Source organism: Bradyrhizobium sp. I71 (assembly GCF_022354745.1).
In the GTDB taxonomy this organism is placed as follows: domain Bacteria; phylum Pseudomonadota; class Alphaproteobacteria; order Rhizobiales; family Xanthobacteraceae; genus Bradyrhizobium; species Bradyrhizobium liaoningense.
Genome location: NZ_CP059398.1, coordinates 1,583,062 through 1,599,545, shown reverse-complemented (window position 1 = coordinate 1,599,545; position 16,484 = coordinate 1,583,062). Strand labels below are relative to the sequence as shown.

General features: G+C 61.4%; 18 protein-coding genes. 8 read left to right on the top strand and 10 right to left on the bottom strand.

Annotated elements, in window-relative coordinates:
- Nucleotides 1-51: 51 nt before the first annotated feature.
- From FJV43_RS07965 to FJV43_RS07930, 8 genes are all read right to left on the bottom strand, one after another.
- Nucleotides 52-294, bottom strand: a complete 243-nt coding sequence (locus FJV43_RS07965) for a hypothetical protein (RefSeq protein WP_239625973.1) — start codon at nucleotides 292-294, stop codon at nucleotides 52-54.
- Between the two features lie 366 nt (nucleotides 295-660).
- Entirely contained in the window at nucleotides 661-1,218 is a 558-nt protein-coding gene (locus FJV43_RS07960) for an HdeD family acid-resistance protein (RefSeq protein ID WP_239625971.1), read from the bottom strand.
- A 139-nt stretch (nucleotides 1,219-1,357) separates the two neighbouring features.
- On the bottom strand, nucleotides 1,358-1,837 hold the full coding sequence (locus FJV43_RS07955) for a DUF992 domain-containing protein (RefSeq protein ID WP_345946197.1): 480 nt from the start codon (nucleotides 1,835-1,837) through the stop codon (nucleotides 1,358-1,360).
- Nucleotides 1,838-1,843: 6 nt separating this feature from the next.
- The gene (locus tag FJV43_RS07950) at nucleotides 1,844-2,437 is read right to left on the bottom strand and encodes a hypothetical protein (protein ID WP_239625968.1); all 594 of its coding nucleotides are present in this window, start codon (nucleotides 2,435-2,437) and stop codon (nucleotides 1,844-1,846) included.
- The gene (locus FJV43_RS07945; protein WP_239625967.1) at nucleotides 2,434-3,570 is read right to left on the bottom strand and encodes an AI-2E family transporter; all 1,137 of its coding nucleotides are present in this window, start codon (nucleotides 3,568-3,570) and stop codon (nucleotides 2,434-2,436) included. Before FJV43_RS07945 ends, FJV43_RS07950 begins: the two co-directional genes overlap by 4 nt.
- Before the next feature lie 41 nt (nucleotides 3,571-3,611).
- Complete coding sequence (locus FJV43_RS07940) at nucleotides 3,612-3,845, bottom strand: hypothetical protein (protein ID WP_239625965.1); 234 nt, start codon at nucleotides 3,843-3,845, stop codon at nucleotides 3,612-3,614.
- Between the two features lie 29 nt (nucleotides 3,846-3,874).
- A complete protein-coding gene (locus FJV43_RS07935) occupies nucleotides 3,875-5,314 on the bottom strand; it encodes a basic amino acid/polyamine antiporter (RefSeq protein WP_239629355.1) in 1,440 nt (479 codons plus the stop codon).
- Between the two features lie 154 nt (nucleotides 5,315-5,468).
- The gene (locus tag FJV43_RS07930) at nucleotides 5,469-5,693 is read right to left on the bottom strand and encodes a hypothetical protein (protein WP_239625964.1); all 225 of its coding nucleotides are present in this window, start codon (nucleotides 5,691-5,693) and stop codon (nucleotides 5,469-5,471) included.
- 255 nt (nucleotides 5,694-5,948) lie between these two features.
- Between FJV43_RS07930 and FJV43_RS07925 the strand changes: the two genes are divergently transcribed.
- On the top strand, nucleotides 5,949-6,662 hold the full coding sequence (locus FJV43_RS07925) for a Bax inhibitor-1/YccA family protein (protein ID WP_239625962.1): 714 nt from the start codon (nucleotides 5,949-5,951) through the stop codon (nucleotides 6,660-6,662).
- A 20-nt stretch (nucleotides 6,663-6,682) separates the two neighbouring features.
- Here the strand turns inward: FJV43_RS07925 and FJV43_RS07920 are convergent, their stop codons facing one another.
- The gene (locus FJV43_RS07920) at nucleotides 6,683-7,186 is read right to left on the bottom strand and encodes a DUF1269 domain-containing protein (protein WP_239629353.1); all 504 of its coding nucleotides are present in this window, start codon (nucleotides 7,184-7,186) and stop codon (nucleotides 6,683-6,685) included.
- Between the two features lie 359 nt (nucleotides 7,187-7,545).
- Here FJV43_RS07920 and FJV43_RS07915 point away from each other — a divergent pair, with 359 nt between their 5' ends.
- The 7 genes from FJV43_RS07915 (at nucleotide 7,546) to FJV43_RS07885 (ending at nucleotide 15,192) form a co-directional block, all read left to right on the top strand.
- The gene (locus FJV43_RS07915; RefSeq protein ID WP_239625960.1) at nucleotides 7,546-8,979 is read left to right on the top strand and encodes a basic amino acid/polyamine antiporter; all 1,434 of its coding nucleotides are present in this window, start codon (nucleotides 7,546-7,548) and stop codon (nucleotides 8,977-8,979) included.
- Between the two features lie 25 nt (nucleotides 8,980-9,004).
- Nucleotides 9,005-10,267: an arginine deiminase gene (gene arcA, locus FJV43_RS07910; RefSeq protein ID WP_239625959.1), complete on the top strand. Its 1,263-nt coding sequence runs from the start codon at nucleotides 9,005-9,007 to the stop codon at nucleotides 10,265-10,267.
- Nucleotides 10,268-10,559: 292 nt separating this feature from the next.
- On the top strand, nucleotides 10,560-11,357 hold the full coding sequence (locus tag FJV43_RS07905) for a hypothetical protein (protein ID WP_239625957.1): 798 nt from the start codon (nucleotides 10,560-10,562) through the stop codon (nucleotides 11,355-11,357).
- Nucleotides 11,358-11,990: 633 nt separating this feature from the next.
- Nucleotides 11,991-13,190, top strand: a complete 1,200-nt coding sequence (locus tag FJV43_RS07900; RefSeq protein ID WP_239625955.1) for an ATP-binding protein — start codon at nucleotides 11,991-11,993, stop codon at nucleotides 13,188-13,190.
- Between the two features lie 70 nt (nucleotides 13,191-13,260).
- On the top strand, nucleotides 13,261-13,890 hold the full coding sequence (locus tag FJV43_RS07895) for a response regulator transcription factor (protein ID WP_239625953.1): 630 nt from the start codon (nucleotides 13,261-13,263) through the stop codon (nucleotides 13,888-13,890).
- Nucleotides 13,891-14,051: 161 nt separating this feature from the next.
- Complete coding sequence (locus FJV43_RS07890; RefSeq protein WP_239629351.1) at nucleotides 14,052-14,687, top strand: response regulator transcription factor; 636 nt, start codon at nucleotides 14,052-14,054, stop codon at nucleotides 14,685-14,687.
- A gap of 241 nt (nucleotides 14,688-14,928) precedes the next feature.
- The gene (locus tag FJV43_RS07885; RefSeq protein WP_239625952.1) at nucleotides 14,929-15,192 is read left to right on the top strand and encodes a PepSY domain-containing protein; all 264 of its coding nucleotides are present in this window, start codon (nucleotides 14,929-14,931) and stop codon (nucleotides 15,190-15,192) included.
- A gap of 552 nt (nucleotides 15,193-15,744) precedes the next feature.
- On the opposite strand, the gene FJV43_RS07880 is transcribed toward FJV43_RS07885, so the two are convergent.
- Nucleotides 15,745-16,479, bottom strand: a complete 735-nt coding sequence (locus FJV43_RS07880; RefSeq protein ID WP_239625950.1) for an SDR family oxidoreductase — start codon at nucleotides 16,477-16,479, stop codon at nucleotides 15,745-15,747.
- Nucleotides 16,480-16,484 lie beyond the last annotated feature (5 nt).

The window sequence follows — 16,484 nt, the reverse complement described above, 5'->3', positions numbered from 1 at the left end:
CTGCTCCTTGCGCCGAACTTGAGACCGAGCCGATGCTTCACTGGCGCCTTGTTAGTCCCGCGGTGTTCGATCGCTGCGCACCGGCTCGTCGTAACCCTTGCGACGGCTATAGAACATCAGTGCGATCAGGCCGCAGCCGGACACCAGCATCAGGATTGCAGCCCCCGCCAGGATGACGTCGCGGTAAAGCGGCATTGATGGCGTTTCCTGCCATACCGCCACGGAGAACCAGGTCGCCACAACGAGAAGCGCTGCGAGAACGGCTCCGAGAAGCCATACGTTGGTGTGGCGCACGATCTCCTCCCTCGTCTGGTTGGGGTTGCATTGCCTTCACACCCCATCGGCAGACTGCCGATTGCACAAGGCCTAGAGCCACCGCCATCCGCAGCGACGACGACCCCGATGCCACCAGCAAACCCAGCGGCGCCTGCGAGGTCGCCGGCGACCCCAGCCAGGATGAGGCGGTGGTCCCCATTGAGCTTGCGTCAGGAGATCCGACGCCCGGCCGGACCGGCCGAGCTCGGGTGCGATCGGCATCGCTTCCGCCACCGCAATGAAGCGGACGCCGATGGCGCCGATCGCCGCGGCAGCTACGGCATTATGGGCAAGGCCAAGGAAGGCGCGGCGGGTAGGGGGGACCATCATCTTCCTCTCCTTATTTCAGGCAGTCCGCCGCACGGACTGAAGCGCGTAAAGCAGCCACGCGAGGCCATGCGAGATCAGGTCGACGCCAAGCAGGAATCCGAGGACCCACACGCTCATGGTGGGGAAGCTGAACAGGATCAGCGCGCCCGCGACCAACCCGAAGACGCCGGAGATCAGCATCATCCATCCGTTCTGGCGCCAATGGGCGAAGCTCAGCATGCATCGAATGACGCCTGAGGCGATCAGGACCGCGCCGAGGAAATAAGTGAGAATGAGGGCGCCGGAGGCGGGCTGGGTCAGCAGCACGAGCCCGAAGGCGACGTAGAGGGCGCCGAGCAGGATCTGCCACAGGAAGCCGCCCCATCCTTTGGTCCAGAAGGCGTGGGCGATCTCGAACGCACCAGCCGCAATCGCCGTCAATCCGATCAACTTCACGCTGATGATGGTCGCGAACACCACATCGCTGAGAGCCGCGATACCGGCCGCGATCATGACGACGCCAAGGAGGGCGCAGACCCACAGGGGTGGAGGGCCCAGAGCTGCGATGCCGGACCGGCTGTCATAGACTGTCATGCCACGCTCCTGATCTACTAGTGATCGCCACCCCGAGGCGAGGGTAGCTTCCGAGCCGGAACGTCGACATCCGACGAAACCCTGAGCGACCGAGCGGGAATGTTCGCATGGAGTCTCGGGTGCGATTCCCGTGAACGAGCTATCGCCTGCCGCGCGGACCCAGAGTCAGGTTGGTCACGCCCACCGCGAGATTGATTCCGATAGATCGCTCGATCGAAAGCGGCTGCAGCATCACGCTCCTGCGCGAGCCGCCGATCAGGACATTGGCCCCGAGGCCGGGGCCCAAAGCGACATTGCCGCTCGCTCCCACATAGCTTCCTCGCAGCGTACCGGGGCCGACCCGCGAATTCTTGGCGAAGACGGCCCAGGAGAGAGAACCCGCCGAGGTCACTCCCAGATCGAGCCCAACGCGCCTTATGCGTCCCTCATAGATATATTGTCGAGGGGGTCTGCGTGCATAGAAGAAAGTACAGCGCAGCGATTGAGCCGATCCAAGGACCAAGCCCACGCGCGGGGAGCTGAGGCATAACAGTCTGCCGACCCGGAATGCGTCGGCGCGGGCGGGCGAGGCGGCGGTGCAAAGCAACACGCACGCGGCAATGCAGGGGAACCGTATCATCGGCATTCAAGCCTCCATCTGGTTGTCCGTGGACGCGGCCGCCGGCCGTCGGTCCTGGCGAAGCCAGAACGTGATGCCGAGGCCGGTCAGCAGCACCGCGCCAAGCAGGAAGAAGAAGACAGATTGCTTCAACCAGGATATCGCCGGGACGGTCACGCCCATCGCAAGCCCGAGAAACGAGATTTGCAGCGACAGAAGACTGACGCCCGCGAGGAACGTACCTAGCGCGAGCAACATCAGCAGGACCAGGCCGGTTGCCGGTGTCGGAAGCAATTGCTGGACACCCGACATCAGCATGATGTTCATCGTGACCAGGACGGCGATCCAGTGCAGCGCCTGGGTCCAGATCAATCGGAGCTGGGTCTCCTTGCCTTGCGTCTCCGGCCATTTCGTGACGACGCAGATCACACCGATGGCGAGCGCCAGGAATTCCCAGTAGCCGACGAGAGGCTGGTGGGAGACGTTGGTATAGGCGACGCCGGCGACGGCGAGCACTAGCGCCACCACGTAAGGGAGTTGCTGCCACAGGAAATAGGCCATCCTGAACTGAGGCGGGGGAGGCTCCCTGTCCTCGATCCGTTGTAGATCGGTCTCGCTCATGCGCCATCCACTCGCGATCTGTTGTTGCTGAACGTCAGCTTGGGGTCGTCACCGAGATAGTCCTCGACGTAGAACCGGATGATTGCGACGCGGCCGATCGCGACTAGGGGCATGGCCATCGCGATGCCCAGGATGCCGAACAGCGCGCCAAGCATGACGATCGCGACCAGCGTCCAGGCAGGGGGGATCTCGACCGCCTGACGTTGGATCAGCGGGCCAATCACATAGCCTTCGATCGACTGGATGATTGTGTAGATGAGCACGGCCCAGATCAGCAGCGAGCCGCCCAGTGGCATTGCGACCAGCGCGATCGGAACCGCCGCCACGATGGGGCCGAGGTAAGGAATGAAGTTCGACAAGCCCGCCTGCAGTCCGAGCACAAGTGGTCCGGGCAGTCCGACCAGATAGAGTGCGACCCAGACGCACAGCGTCATGAGAATGATCCGGATGAACTGTCCGATCAGCCACAACCGCATCACACTGCCCATCTCGTCCATGACCGCTCTTGTTCGCGCCCGGTAGGGTCGCTTCACCAACATGACGAGGCTCTCGCGATGGCTGGTCGGGTCGAAGGCGAAGAGGATTCCGAGGAACACGATGACCAGCGCGCCGGTCAGAAGACTCGACGCTCCGCCGAGCAGGAATTGAGCGTGGCTGAGAAAACGCCCCTGATCCGAGAACAACCATTGTGCGAAGTCGCGGCCCCATTCCGGGCCGAGCAGGTCGACGCCGTATGACAGGAGATGCTCCTGCAGGACGTCGATCTGGTTGTCCATGACCTTCAGCAGGAGGCGCGTCTGCTCCGGTAGCTTGCCCGCGCCCCATACCAGTCCAAATCCCGACAGAGCGGAGAACAGCAGCAGGACCAGCGTCAGCCGCCAGGCGCGAGCGAGCGGAAGGAGCGGGGCCAGCGCCCTTGCGCAGGCATCGAGAAATGCGCCGAACAACACGCCTGCAAAGATGAGCAGGAGACTGGACACTGTCTGCCACGCCAGAAACAGGAAGACACAGGCAGCGAGCAGGCTGAGCCCGGTCGCGAGGACGCTGCGCCCGGCGTGCTCCGCCGGGCCGGTGGAATCGTCGCGCGGGAGGAGTTCGCGAAGCCGATCCGGCCCTGTTCTGGAATCGCTCATGGATCGGTCCTATCGCGAGCGTGGGTGATGGTTCGCTGCACCTAGGTGCGGACGCGCCGGCTGCCAAAGTGCGGATGCTTTCCGCCGCGATGACGCCAGTAGCGGTGCTTGGTCGGGTTCGTGTTGGTGTTGGGCGTCACGTTCTTCGGCGCCGATACGCCGGTGTCCTTTGGCGCCATCGTCCCTGTGTCAGTCGACTGGGCCAGTGTCGGGGATACGGAAACCGCTACCAGCCCACCCAGGATCAGGGCGGTCCAGATCGATCGAATGCTCATATTCGCCTCCATGCAGCCGGGGACAAGACTCAAATCGAGATGGCTCCCGTGGAAAGTGCGTAGACGCCGGCACAAGCGGCGACCGTGATCACCGCAAAGAGGATCGCCTCGAACGGCCTGAACGCCGCTTCCTTGCGTTCGCGCTTGGCGAGAAGGAACAGCAGCGTGCCGGGTGCATAGAGGATCGACGACAGCAAGAGAAACTTCGGGCCGCCTGCGTAGATCATCCCGGCCGCGTAGAACGTCGCGACGGCCGAGCGGATCCAGTCGCCAAGGCGGGCGCGCTCGCCAGCGCGGTAGCACTCGCCGGTCCAGGCGAGCTTGAGACCGTAGGCCGCAACAAACAAATACGGGATCAGCGTCATCGCGCTCGTCATCTTCAGGGCGAGCGTGAATGCATATTCCGCAAACCAGGTGACGAGGAGGAAGGTCTGGATGACGCAGTTGGTGAGCCAGAGCGCTCCAGCAGGGACCTTGTACGCGTTCACTGTTGCGAGAAAGGAGGGCATGGTGCGGTGGACCGCGGCGGAATGCAGCACCTCAGCCGCCAGGAGTGACCAGGACAGGTAGTTGCCGAGGACCGAGATCAGGAGCGCCACGCTGATGAATATGCCGCCCCAGCGGCCGATGATCGCTTCCATGACGCCGGCCATGGATGGCGTCGGCAGATCCGCCAGTTCACCTCGTGGCAGCACGCCATAGGACAGCAGTGTCACGAGGACGAGCAGGCTGAGCACCGTCAGAAAGCCGGCAACGGTCGCGAATCCAATATCGCTGCGGCTGCGTGCATAGCGGGAATAGACACTGGCGCCTTCGATCCCGACGAACACGAATACGGTCAGCAGCATCGTGCTGCGAACCTGAGTGAGCACACTTGAATGCTCCGGCTGCTCCGCTCCCGCGAAGTTCAGGGAGAAAAGCCTGCCGTCGAAGGCGATGGCGGCGGCTGCAATGAACAGCAGGATGGGAACGATCTTGGCGTAGGTGGCGATCGTGTTGAGTGCGGCGGCGTTCTTGATGCCGCGCAGCAGCAGAACGTGCACTCCCCACAGCAGGACGGAGGCCGAAGCGATCGCCACCGCCGTTGTGCCGTCACCGAAGACAGGGAAAAACTGTCCGAGTGTTGCCTTGATCAAGACGAGACAGGCGACATCTGCAAGGCAGCATCCAATCCAGTATCCCATGGCCGAAGCAAAGCCGACATACTCGCCAAACCCAGCTCTGGCGTAGGCATAGATGCCGGCATCGAGGTCCGGTCTGCGGTGTGACAAGGTCTGGAACACCAAGGCCAGCATCAGCATGCCGGTGCCTGCGATCGCCCAGGCGATCATCGCACCGAGCGCACCCGTGGTCCGCCCGAACGAAGCGGGTAGTGCGAAAATGCCGGAGCCGACCATCGACCCCACCACGAGCGCGATGAGCGCATTGCGCGAGAGTTTTTGATCGACATCGTTCGCTGATGAAGCCATGGCAAGATGGCCTTCCAATCCGCGATCGGCGGGCACTGATGCCGGCCAACCCGGCGAAGACCTTAGAGGCGGCTTTCCCCCTCGCACATCAGGGATTCTCTGTAGGGAGCAGGGGCAGGAAATCGCCAGGCGGATCGGCGCGGCGCCTCGCCGGTCAGGCCCCTGCCGTGGGGTCGGTTGCGCCTTCGCCAGCACTGGGTGATGGCCCGGGAACGGCTGCCAGCAGCACGACGCCGGAACGGCAGAATTCACCGGCCTTCGCGAGTTCGGCCGCAATGCGTTGGGCATGCAGAACCGCGGCATCCTGATCGGCGTATTCGCATCCGGTCCCATCGGGAGTGAGACCGTATTTGTCGACGATGTGAAAATAGAAGCGCATGTCAGCCGATTAGGCCGCGCCGCGATCATCTCCTAGTGACAAACGCGTAAGGCTCCCCCTCCAAAAGGAGGAGGGGTGAGCGGCGGTTCCAGGTTGCCCATTTGTAATGAGCAGGATGGTCGCTGCGGATCGCCGGAATACTGCAGGGGCAACAGGGTGGTTTCCCCGCCGCCGTTCGGGTGATTGTCCGATGCCGTCCTCTGAGCCCGAGCGATAGCGTAGGCGCTGTCAGCAAGCTCTGAGAGGAGACGAGCAATGTCACACTATGATCAGAACCTGGCGGCCTCGAGTGCGGGCGGTGGTGGCACAATCGCGGTGGACGCCGGACTGCGTGACTACATGCTGCGCATCTATAACTACATGGCCGCCGGCGTCGGCCTGACCGCTGTTATCGCGTGGCTGACCTATCAGCTGACTGGTCCGGCCTTGCTGCAGAGCCCGTTGATGTGGGTCTTCATCCTGGCACCGCTTGCACTGGTCTTCTTCATCAGTTCGCGCATCAATACGCTGTCGGTATCAACGGCACGGCTTCTGTTCTTCATCTATGCCGCCCTGGTAGGCGTCTCGCTCTCGACGTTGTTCCACATCTACACCAGTGCGTCGATCACACGCGTCTTCTTCATCGCGGCCGCGACCTTCGGGGCGCTCAGCGTGTTCGGCTACACCACGCGGCGCGACCTGTCCGGTCTCGGCACCTTCTTGTTCATGGGCCTGATCGGCGTCATCATTGCCAGTCTGGTCAACCTCTTCCTGCAGTCTTCCGGGCTGGACTGGCTGATCTCGGTCGTGGGCGTCGGTGTGTTTGCCGGACTCACGGCCTATGACACGCAGCGGATCAAGGCGATGTACGACGACAGGGATGATGAAACTTCGGCTGGCCGCAAGTCCGTGATTTCGGCGTTGTCCCTCTATCTCAACTTCATCAACCTGTTCATGATGCTGCTGCGCCTCGCCGGCGGCCGGCGCTGAGCGGGCCAAGGGGCGGCCGTTCAGGCCGCCGGCTGCTTCGCCGCGCTTGCGAGCGCGTCGCGCAGCGCTTGTTCCTTGGTATCATCCAGGGACGTCTTGAGCACGGTCCCCCCGGCCTCCTTGATCTCCTTCAGCACCTTGTCCGCCGTCATGTTCTTGACCAGGACGAACAAGGCGGCGTTTCCGGTGTGGAGCGACGCAGACAATTCCTTCATGAAGGCATCGTCGATGCCGAAATCGGAGAGGGCACCGCCGAGCGCGCCGGATGCCGCGCCGACCGCGACACCGAGGATCGGATTGAGGAAGATAACCCCGATCAGCAGTCCCCAGAAACTTCCGGTCATCGCGCCGATCGCCGTCGTGTTGACGAGTTGGTTGAGTTTGATGCCGCCGGAATCGGTTTTCACGGCGATCACTGCGTCACTGATTGTGATCAGATATTCTTTCTGCAGCCTGAGCAGCCGTTGACGCACTTCTTCGGCCTTCGCCTCGGATGGATACACGATCGCTACTAGATCGGACATGCAAGCCTCCTGCTGGGTCGAGTTCCGCCGGCCAAGCCTGGTCGGTCCGGCGCGACACGCTGAAAGATTAGCTGCCACCCCCCTGGCACGGCATCGGAGAAAACCCTAAGGCCCTGGGGATGAATGTTCCTGATGCGCAACGCTGCCGCCCCCCTCGGGCAATTACGGCGGCATCGTATCGAAAGCCGAAGTTTCGGCTTCGTCTCATTGTGAGCGCTCGCTCGTTGGCGAGGAGAATCCCGATCTTTGACTAGGTAATCACCCCGATATTCCAGCCCCGGCGCAAGGCGCATGGTGCAACCGGTGGGCAAGTCGATCGACCCGGGATGCAACGCACGCTCGTGTCGCGAGGTCTTCACATGACTGAGACGCCGTCAATCCAAAAGCTCTCGCTGTTCGCATTGACCGCGATGGTGGTCGGCTCGATGGTCGGCTCGGGAATCTTTTCGCTGCCGAGAACCTTCGGTATCGCCACCGGACCGTTCGGAGCCATCTTCGCCTGGTGCATCGCGGGCGGGGGCATGTACACCCTCGCGCGGGTGTTCCAGGCACTGGCGGAACGAAAGCCTGAGCTCGATGCCGGCGTCTATGCCTATGCGAAGGAAGGGTTCGGCGACTATCCCGGCTTTCTGTCGGCATTCGGATACTGGATAGGCAGCTGCATCGGCAACGTCTCCTACTGGGTGCTGATCAAGTCGACGCTGGGTGCTTTCTTCCCGGTCTTCGGGGACGGGAACACGGTGATCGCGATCGTCGTCGCCTCGATCGGAATATGGCTGTTCCATTTCATGATCCTGCGAGGTGTGCAGCAGGCGGCCGCGATCAACACGATTGTGACGATCGCGAAGATCGTGCCGATCCTCGTCTTCATCATCATCCTGTTCGTCGGGTTCAAGGGGGACCTGTTTCGAGCGAATTTCTGGGGCGGAGAGGGCATGCCGGACAAGAGTTTGTTCGAGCAGATTCGTGCGACCATGTTGGTCACCGTATTTGTCTTTCTCGGCATCGAGGGCGCCAGCGTCTATTCCCGCTACGCCAAGGAACGTGCGCACGTCGGCGCTGCGACCATTCTGGGATTTACGATCGTGACGAGCCTGATGGTGCTTGTGACCATGCTGCCCTATGCCGTGCTTCCCCGCGCCGAGATCGCTGATATGCGGCAGCCGTCGATGGCGACGGTGCTGGAGGCAGTCGTTGGGCATTGGGGCGCGATCTTCGTCAGCGTCGGGCTTCTGGTTTCGGTGTTGGGGGCCTATCTCGCATGGTCGCTGATCTGCGCCGAGGTGCTGTCCGCCGCCGGCCGGACCAGGGACATGCCGGCCCTGTTCGGCACGGAAAATGCGAACAAGGTGCCAGCTGCCGCGCTTTGGCTCACCAATGCGATCGTTCAGCTCTTCGTCATCAGCACCTATTGGTCGCAGGATGCATTCGCGTTGATGCTCAATCTGACGAGCGTGATGTCGCTCATTCCGTTCTTCCTCGTCGCGGCCTATGGGCTTCTGCTCGTCAGGCGGGGCGAGACCTATGGCAAGGAAAGCAGCGACAGAACGCGCGACATGGTCTTCGCCGGCATTGCCGTCGTCTACACGCTATTCCTGATCTACTCCGCCGGAATGAAGTTCCTGCTGCTGTCCTTGATCCTCTATGCGCCCGGTACGGCGCTCTATTTCTGGGCGCGTCTGGAACAGAAGGCGCGGGTCTTTACGGCCGTCGAGTGGGTCATCTTCATCGCCGCTGCCGTCGGCGCTGCTGTCGGGATCCACGGATTGGCGACTGGCTACATTACCATCTAGGCAAGGCATCCCGGGGAGAACTCCCATGGCAAAGCAGGCGTCGGACAGCTCGGTTTCCTTTGGGGTCCATTCGGAGGTGGGTCAACTCCGGAAGGTGATGGTCTGCTCACCCGGTCGAGCCCATCAGCGCCTCACGCCGTCCAATTGCGACACCCTGCTGTTCGACGACGTGCTGTGGGTCGAGAACGCCAAGCGCGATCACTTCGACTTCGTGCAGAAGATGCGCGACCGCGGCATCGAAGTCGTTGAGATGCACAATCTGCTGGCGGAGACCGTCGCGATCCCCGAGGCCAAGAAGTGGATTCTCGACAACCAGGTCGTTCCCGATCAGGTCGGCCTCGGTCTCGTCGATGAACTGCGGGGTTACCTCGATAGCCTCAAACCGCGCGATCTGGCCGAAACGCTGATTGGAGGCGTTTCGACCCATGACTTCCCGGACGCCCATGGCGGCGAGATGCTCAAGCTCGTGCGCGAGGCCGCCGGCATGACCGAGTATCTGCTGCCGCCGCTTCCCAACACGCTATACACGCGGGACACGACCTGCTGGATCTATGGCGGGGTCACGCTGAACTCGCTCTACTGGCCGGCGCGGCACGAAGAACCGATCCTCGCGACAGCGATCTACAAGTTCCATCCGGATTTCGCCGGCAAGGTCAATGTCTGGTGGGGCGATCCGACGCGGGACCACGGTCTTGCGACGCTGGAAGGCGGCGACGTGATGCCGATCGGAAAGGGCAACGTGCTGATCGGCTTGAGCGAGCGCACCTCGCGGCAGGCGATCAGCCAGGTCGCTGCGGCCTTGTTCAAGAAGAAGGCGGCGGAGCGCGTGATCGTGGCTGCGATGCCGAAGCTTCGTGCTGCGATGCATCTCGATACCGTCTTTACATTCGCCGACAGGGATTGCGTTCTGCTCTATCCCGACATCGTCAACAACATTGCGGCCTTTTCCTACCGGCCGGCCGACAATTCGGCTGGCCTCGATCTGCGCAAGGATGAAAAGCCGTTCGTGGACGTCGTCGCCGAAGCCCTTGGCCTGAAGAAGTTGCGCGTGATCGAGACCGGGGGCAACGCCTATATGCGGGAGCGCACACAGTGGGACAGCGGCGCCAATCTGGTTTGCGCGTCCCCAGGCGTGGTGTTCGCCTATGACCGCAATACCTACACCAACACCTTGCTTCGCAAGGAAGGGATCGAGGTGATCACCATCGTCGGGGCGGAGCTCGGGCGGGGCCGGGGAGGCGGTCATTGCATGACTTGTCCGATCACCAGGGATCCGGCGGACTATTAGACCATGCGGATCGGACCGGGTTCGATCGTGAGGGCCCGCGTGCCGGGGCGGAGCGCCGCTCCGGCCCCTCTTGCACCCGGCGATCGACGAGGTCAGGCGCAGCATTGGCTCCATGCGTCTATTCCGCGGCGACAACCAAGAGCCCCCGACAGTTTACGAAATGGCGATTCATGGATTCAATCAATGATTTTAAATCATACCATTAACACGCCACAATCGTCGCCCAGGCTAAGGCAATTCCTGGTGCGCGCAATAGCCATCGAGGGGCACCATGCGCGGGTCGAGAGCTCTCTTGCCGGTCTTGGGGTTGTTGGGAACCGGCACCGCTTGGGCAGCGGACGTTGATCTCACTGAACTGAAGGCGAGCAGCCCCATACCGTATTACTCCGCTCCGTCCTGGAGTGTCGTCGGCTCCGTCACGCCGAACTTCACCGACAATGCCCTGTTCAGCCGAGACAACCGCAGGTCGGACTTCTTCTACGAGCCCGACGTGAGCGTCAGGCTGGATGGAAATCTCACAGATGACCTGTCCTACCGGCTCTATGCACGCGCACAATATGACGCCTTTGCGAGAGAGAAGGACGGCAACGCCGCAGTGGCACGGATGGGAGCGCGCCTGACGGAGAATTGGGACGGCTGGCGCTTCTCCGCCATCTACGAGCACCGATACGATTTCGACGGCGTCTATCGCGATCTCGCTTTCACGTCAGACGACGTGATGGGCTCGGTTGCGCGTGACCTCCGCGTGAAAAATGTGACATTCTCACCGCTGTTGCTCCTGACATACCGGTTTTCCGACCTTGCCGAAGCTCGCCGCTGGCGCTTTGATGCCTTGCTCGGCATAGAGGTCAAGCTCGACCCAAAATGGTCGATCGTGAGTACGCCCTTGTTCGAAGCCTTCTGGTTCACGGACGGGCTGAACAGGGGACGACAGGATCAAATCTACTCCGCGGATATTGGCCTGAAGTACAATTTCGCCAGCAACGTTTCGCTCACGACGAATGTGCTGTACGAGGTGCGAGAATCGAACGTCATGGTGCGACGCTACAGGGATCTCAGGATCGGTCCCCGACTTGACTTTGCCTTTTGAGAGGTCTGCAAGATGATGTTGAGGCGTGCTTGGGTGCTGATTGGGGTCCTTGTCGGTTTAACGGCAGCATCCGTCGCAGCGGCGGACCCACGCGACTCTGTCGACCGGAGCCAGCGTCTGGATACCGATGCACTCAGGGACGATGCCGGCACCCAACGGCTGCGGGTGCCGTCTCATCCGCTGGTGACCGCGCCGCCTCCACAGGCAACTCCAAACGCGAAGAAAGGAAGCAAGAGCAAGTCGAACACGAGCGGCGATATGAGCCGCTAGCACATCGCGTTTCAGCCATGGCGCGATCGCCTCGACGCAACGGTGAAAGCCGTTTGCGGGATAGCTATCTATTGCACTGCATTTGAATCGCAGCGGGATAATCTGGCAAGAACTCCACAACCGATCCCCTCCCGATATCGTCGCACATTGCAGGATTTTATTCCGTCAGCATCACTACCTGGTGGTGTGATCATCCTGATGGTGTATACTTTGACCATCCCGAGGGCGCGGGTCTCCTGATCCGATGATCGATACCTCGCCTGCGGGGCAGGAGGAGACTTTCGGCGTTCAGCCTCAATGTATTGAGCGTCAGTATGTTGAGCTTCAATGTTGGGGGTCACCGGCGAATAGTGAGTGCTTGCCGTGAAGTTTCATAGCTCCCCCGCCTGTGAGTCGAGTGAAACCAGTGTTCGAGGGTGGTTACGACTTGGCTCGGAAGAAGCCAGCGAACGCCTGTACTGGGTCTTCTCACCCGATCTTCTTTTTGCAGTGCGCCCTTCGTTCGGAGGGCGCTTCCTGTATGAGGGAATCAATCCGGCGTTCGAGCTTCGTCTCGGCGTCTCGTCGGAGGACATCCGGGAGATGGACGTTTCCAACTGCCTCGGCAGGGACGACGCCCGAGCCGTCAGCGAAGCTCTCCGCGCCTGTCGCGCAGAAGGAACAGAGGTCAGGATTCGCCATCGCCTTGCGTTTGGCGGCCAGCGTCAGAACTTCGAAACGACCATCGTCCCGATCATGGACGCCGGCACCGGTGGGGCGGTCCGGTTGATCGGCAGCCATCGCGTCGCGCGCAATGGACTCTTCGAAAACGCCGTTGAACCATCAGACGCCGCGCGCGCGAGCTTCAACTTGCTGTCCATCCAGGAGGATATCCAGCAACGGATTGCGTCCGATCTGCATGACTCGACTTGTCAGCATCTGATTGCTGCCAGCCTCGGTCTGATGCGGATCCGGCAGACCATTGGCGATCCGGTCGGGGCCGTGCGCCTCTGCGACGAGGTCGACGCGTCGATTGATGGGGCGCTCAGGGAAATCCGCGCTTTTGCCTACCTGCTGCACCCGCAGAATCTGACTGCCGAAGGGCTCAAGGCCACGATCGAGCATTATGCCGATGGATTCGCGGCGCGCACGTCGTTGCGGGTCTCGACCAGGATCCTGGCCGACGTCGATCGACTGCCCTACGAGAAGCAGCGTTCATTGCTCCGGGTCGTTCAGGAAGCCCTCACGAACGTATTCCGCCATGCAAAGGCAACGGAGGTGAGCATCGTCATTGACGGGACAAGCAGCCATTTTCGGCTGATCGTCAGCGACAACGGCCGCGGGCTGCAGACCGACCGCGCGAACCAGCCGGTATCGACCGGAGTTGGAATTCCGGCCATGAGAGCAAGGCTTGAGCAGATCGGAGGGGCGCTGGAGATCCGCTCCGATCCAACAACGCATCGTTCCGGCACCGTTCTATGCGCAGTCTTTCCGCATGCATTGGTCACGAACAGGGAGCCGGCGAAAGGACGCCGCTGTCACGAGGGTCGCCGCAGGCACCCACTGAGGGAAGAAAAACACTGACCACCGGCGGTAGGTGGAAGCGAGTTCGTTTCGGGCTCAGCCGCCGAGTAATGACACTGGAGTGCTCGCCATGAAGCGCTTTCTCATCGCTGATGACCACGAAGCGGTACGGTCGGGCTTGCGAGCGGTGCTCGAACAACGAGCGGATTGGGAAGTGGTGGCCGAGGCGAACGACGGCGGCAAGGCGGTGACGGCGGCGATCGAAAGCCGACCTCACGTGGCCATCGTCGATTTTTCAATGCCGCGAATGACCGGACTGGAGGTCGCGCGGCGGATCAGGGAATATCCGCTGCAGACCGAGGTCCTGATTTTCACGGTGCACGACTCCGGCCTACTCGCCCAGCAGGCATTTGAGGCCGGTGCGCGCGCCTTCCTGGTGAAATCGGACGCAAACAGATTGCTGGTGGCGGCCGTCGAATCTCTTCTGGCGCACAGGCGGTTCTGTACCGAAAGGTGTCGGAGCGAACTCAACGGTGGATCTGGCAGCAATGCAGACAGGTACCCGGGGCTCACCCCACGCGAGCAACTCGTCGTCAAGCTGGTTGCCGAAGGCTACAGCAATAAGGGCATCAGTGCGATCCTCGACCTCAGCGTCAAGACCACTGAGGCCCATCGGGCCGCCGCGATGCGCAAGCTGAACGTGAGTTCGACTGCGGGCCTGGTCCGATATGCCGTCCGCGCGCAGCTGGTCGAGGCATGACAATGCCTTGCTGAGATTTGATGGCCGCGGCCACGTCGGTACATTCGGCCGGCCGTCTCGGGGTTTTGCAGGATAGTGCTTTGACCGACGATCGCTACGGTCGCGCGACTGTTCTGCTGCCGACTATCTCCGCCGATTCCGATCGGATAGGAGGCGATACAGTGAAGCGCATCTTGATTGCGGATGATCATGAAGTCGTGCGTTCAGGGTTGCGCGCGATCATCGACACGCGCGCCGACTGGATCGTCGTCGGCGAGGCGACGAATGGCGAGCAGGCCGTCGCGTTGGCTTTGGAGACGAGACCGGACGTCGTCGTCGTCGACTATTCGATGCCCCTCATGAACGGGTTGGAGGTCAGCCGCCGCCTGAAGTCGCTGCGCTCGCGCAGTGAAGTTCTGGTTCTGACGATGCATGAGAACGAAGAGTTGCTGACCGAAGCCATTCTGGCGGGTGTCCGTGGCTTCTTGTTCAAATCGGATGCGAGGAAACACTTGCTGTCCGCCATCGAAGCGCTGATGGATCGCAGACCCTATTTCACCAGCGTGCTGCTGGAGAAGTTGCTCCACGACTACCAGCTCAATAAGCTGAACAAGCCGGATATGCTGCTCACCTCGCGCGAGCAGAGTGTAGTCCAATTGATCGCGGAAGGACATACCAACAGGTCCATAAGCGTCATTCTGCAGTTGAGTGTGAAGACTGTCGAGACCCATCGCGCTTCGGCGATGCGCAAGCTGGGAATGTCGTCGACCGCTGAACTGGTCCGTTATGCCATCCGCAAGAAATTGGTGGCGCCCTGAGGAGTTCCGCCGGCCGAACGATCTTTCGCCAGATGTGAGATCCGAGGTACCATCGACTGCCTCCGGTTCTAGCGGCGCATGCTACACGCAGATGCACGTACGGAGCGATTGCAGGCTCGCTTCGCTTATGCCACAGCCGTTGGTATCCGTATTTATCCCTTGGCGTCCTAGGCTGAAATTGGGAGTGTCCTGGTTTCGCAATGCTGCGAGACTTGTCGGCGCCCGCTGCAAGGAGGTCCGTATGAATAGAAGTGCACCTGTTGTTTTCGCAATCGTTCTGTCGGCTGTTGCCGTAAACGTCGCGCTTGCTGACCGACCGGGGCCTGACTGGATGCCGATCCAGCAAGTCATCGAGAAGGTTCTTAAGTCGGGCTTTGCGCTGGTCAGCAAGATCGAAGCCGATGACGGTCGCTGGGAAGGCGAAGGCATCAAGGATGGTCAGAAGATGAAGTTTCTCGCCGACTCAAAGACGGGCGAGATCATATCTACCAGGCCTGATCACTAGTGGAGGCCGCCGACGGCGGCGCTCGACGAGCGCCTGAATGTTCCGCTCGAGAACAGGGCTCATTCCTTTCAGGGGGGTGGCGTCTTGTAAGTCAGATCGCTCCGCATGCGGCGCCAACGTAGACGCTGCGGCGAGGTTCCTGTGAATTTCAGCAAGGAGGACGTCGTTTCACGTGAGAGGCCATCCGGAAAGTGAGGTCCTTAAAATCCAATCCTGCCGACGACCGCGAATGTGACGCCGCCACTAAGACACGCAGGAGACCGAGCGAGATCTTTGCAAAGTGAATAGCCATCGTCCCCATGATGGACGGGGGCGAGAGATCAAGTGTTTCAATCAGCTAGGAGGCGGCCTGTGCACGACGCCTGCACCGGGAGATCAAAGAAAATCTGCTTTCCGCCAAACTTGAAAGTGTGACATTCCGTATGTTGTGAGACCAACGCCCACGCTATGAAGGGGTAAAGATCGATTATGAGGCGACGAGCCCGCAGGCACGCACGAGGTGGTCCGCAATAGTGCGCGGCTACGAAGAATATTGCGTCCTGACCCTATGGCTCATCCGGCGAGGAACCCGCCATCCACGGCAACGACGGTTCCGGTCGCATATCGCGACGCCGGCATGCAGAGGAAGGCCACTGCGCCGGCAATCTCCTCCGGCTGTCCCCAGCGCTTGAACGCGGTGCGGTCGGCGATGCGCTGGTAATGCGCGAGATCAGTACGGCCGGCGGCGTTGATCGACGTTTCGATATAGCCGGGCGCCACCGCATTGACGCGGATGCCGTCTTCGGCCCACTTCAAGGCCAGCGCCTTGGTCAGCATCACGACGCCGCCTTTGCTGGCGCAATAGGCGGGAATGCGCGGCAGCGCCAGCGTCGCATTCATCGAGGCGATGTTGACGATCGAGCCTTTAGTCTCCGCGAGCCGCGGCTGAAACGCCATGCAGGTTCGGAACGTGCCGGTGAGATTGACGTCGAGCACCTTCATGAAGGTCTCGATTTCGAATTCCTTGTCGCGCGCGAGAATCCCGGCGCAGTTGACCAGCGCATCGACGCGCTTGTGCTGCCGGGCGAAGGACGTGACGGCGGCATCATCGGTCACGTCGAGTGTCGCGAGCGCAAGACCCGCGCGCGGCTTGAGCAGGGTGCGGTCGAGATCGGCATCGTTGGCGCCCGTGGCCGTCACGGTCGCGCCGAGATCGCAAAACTGGTTGCTGATCGCAGCGCCAATGTCGCCGGCGCCGCCGATCACGACGGCGTGGAAGCCGGGTGCGAGGGAGAAATTCGAACTCATGGGCA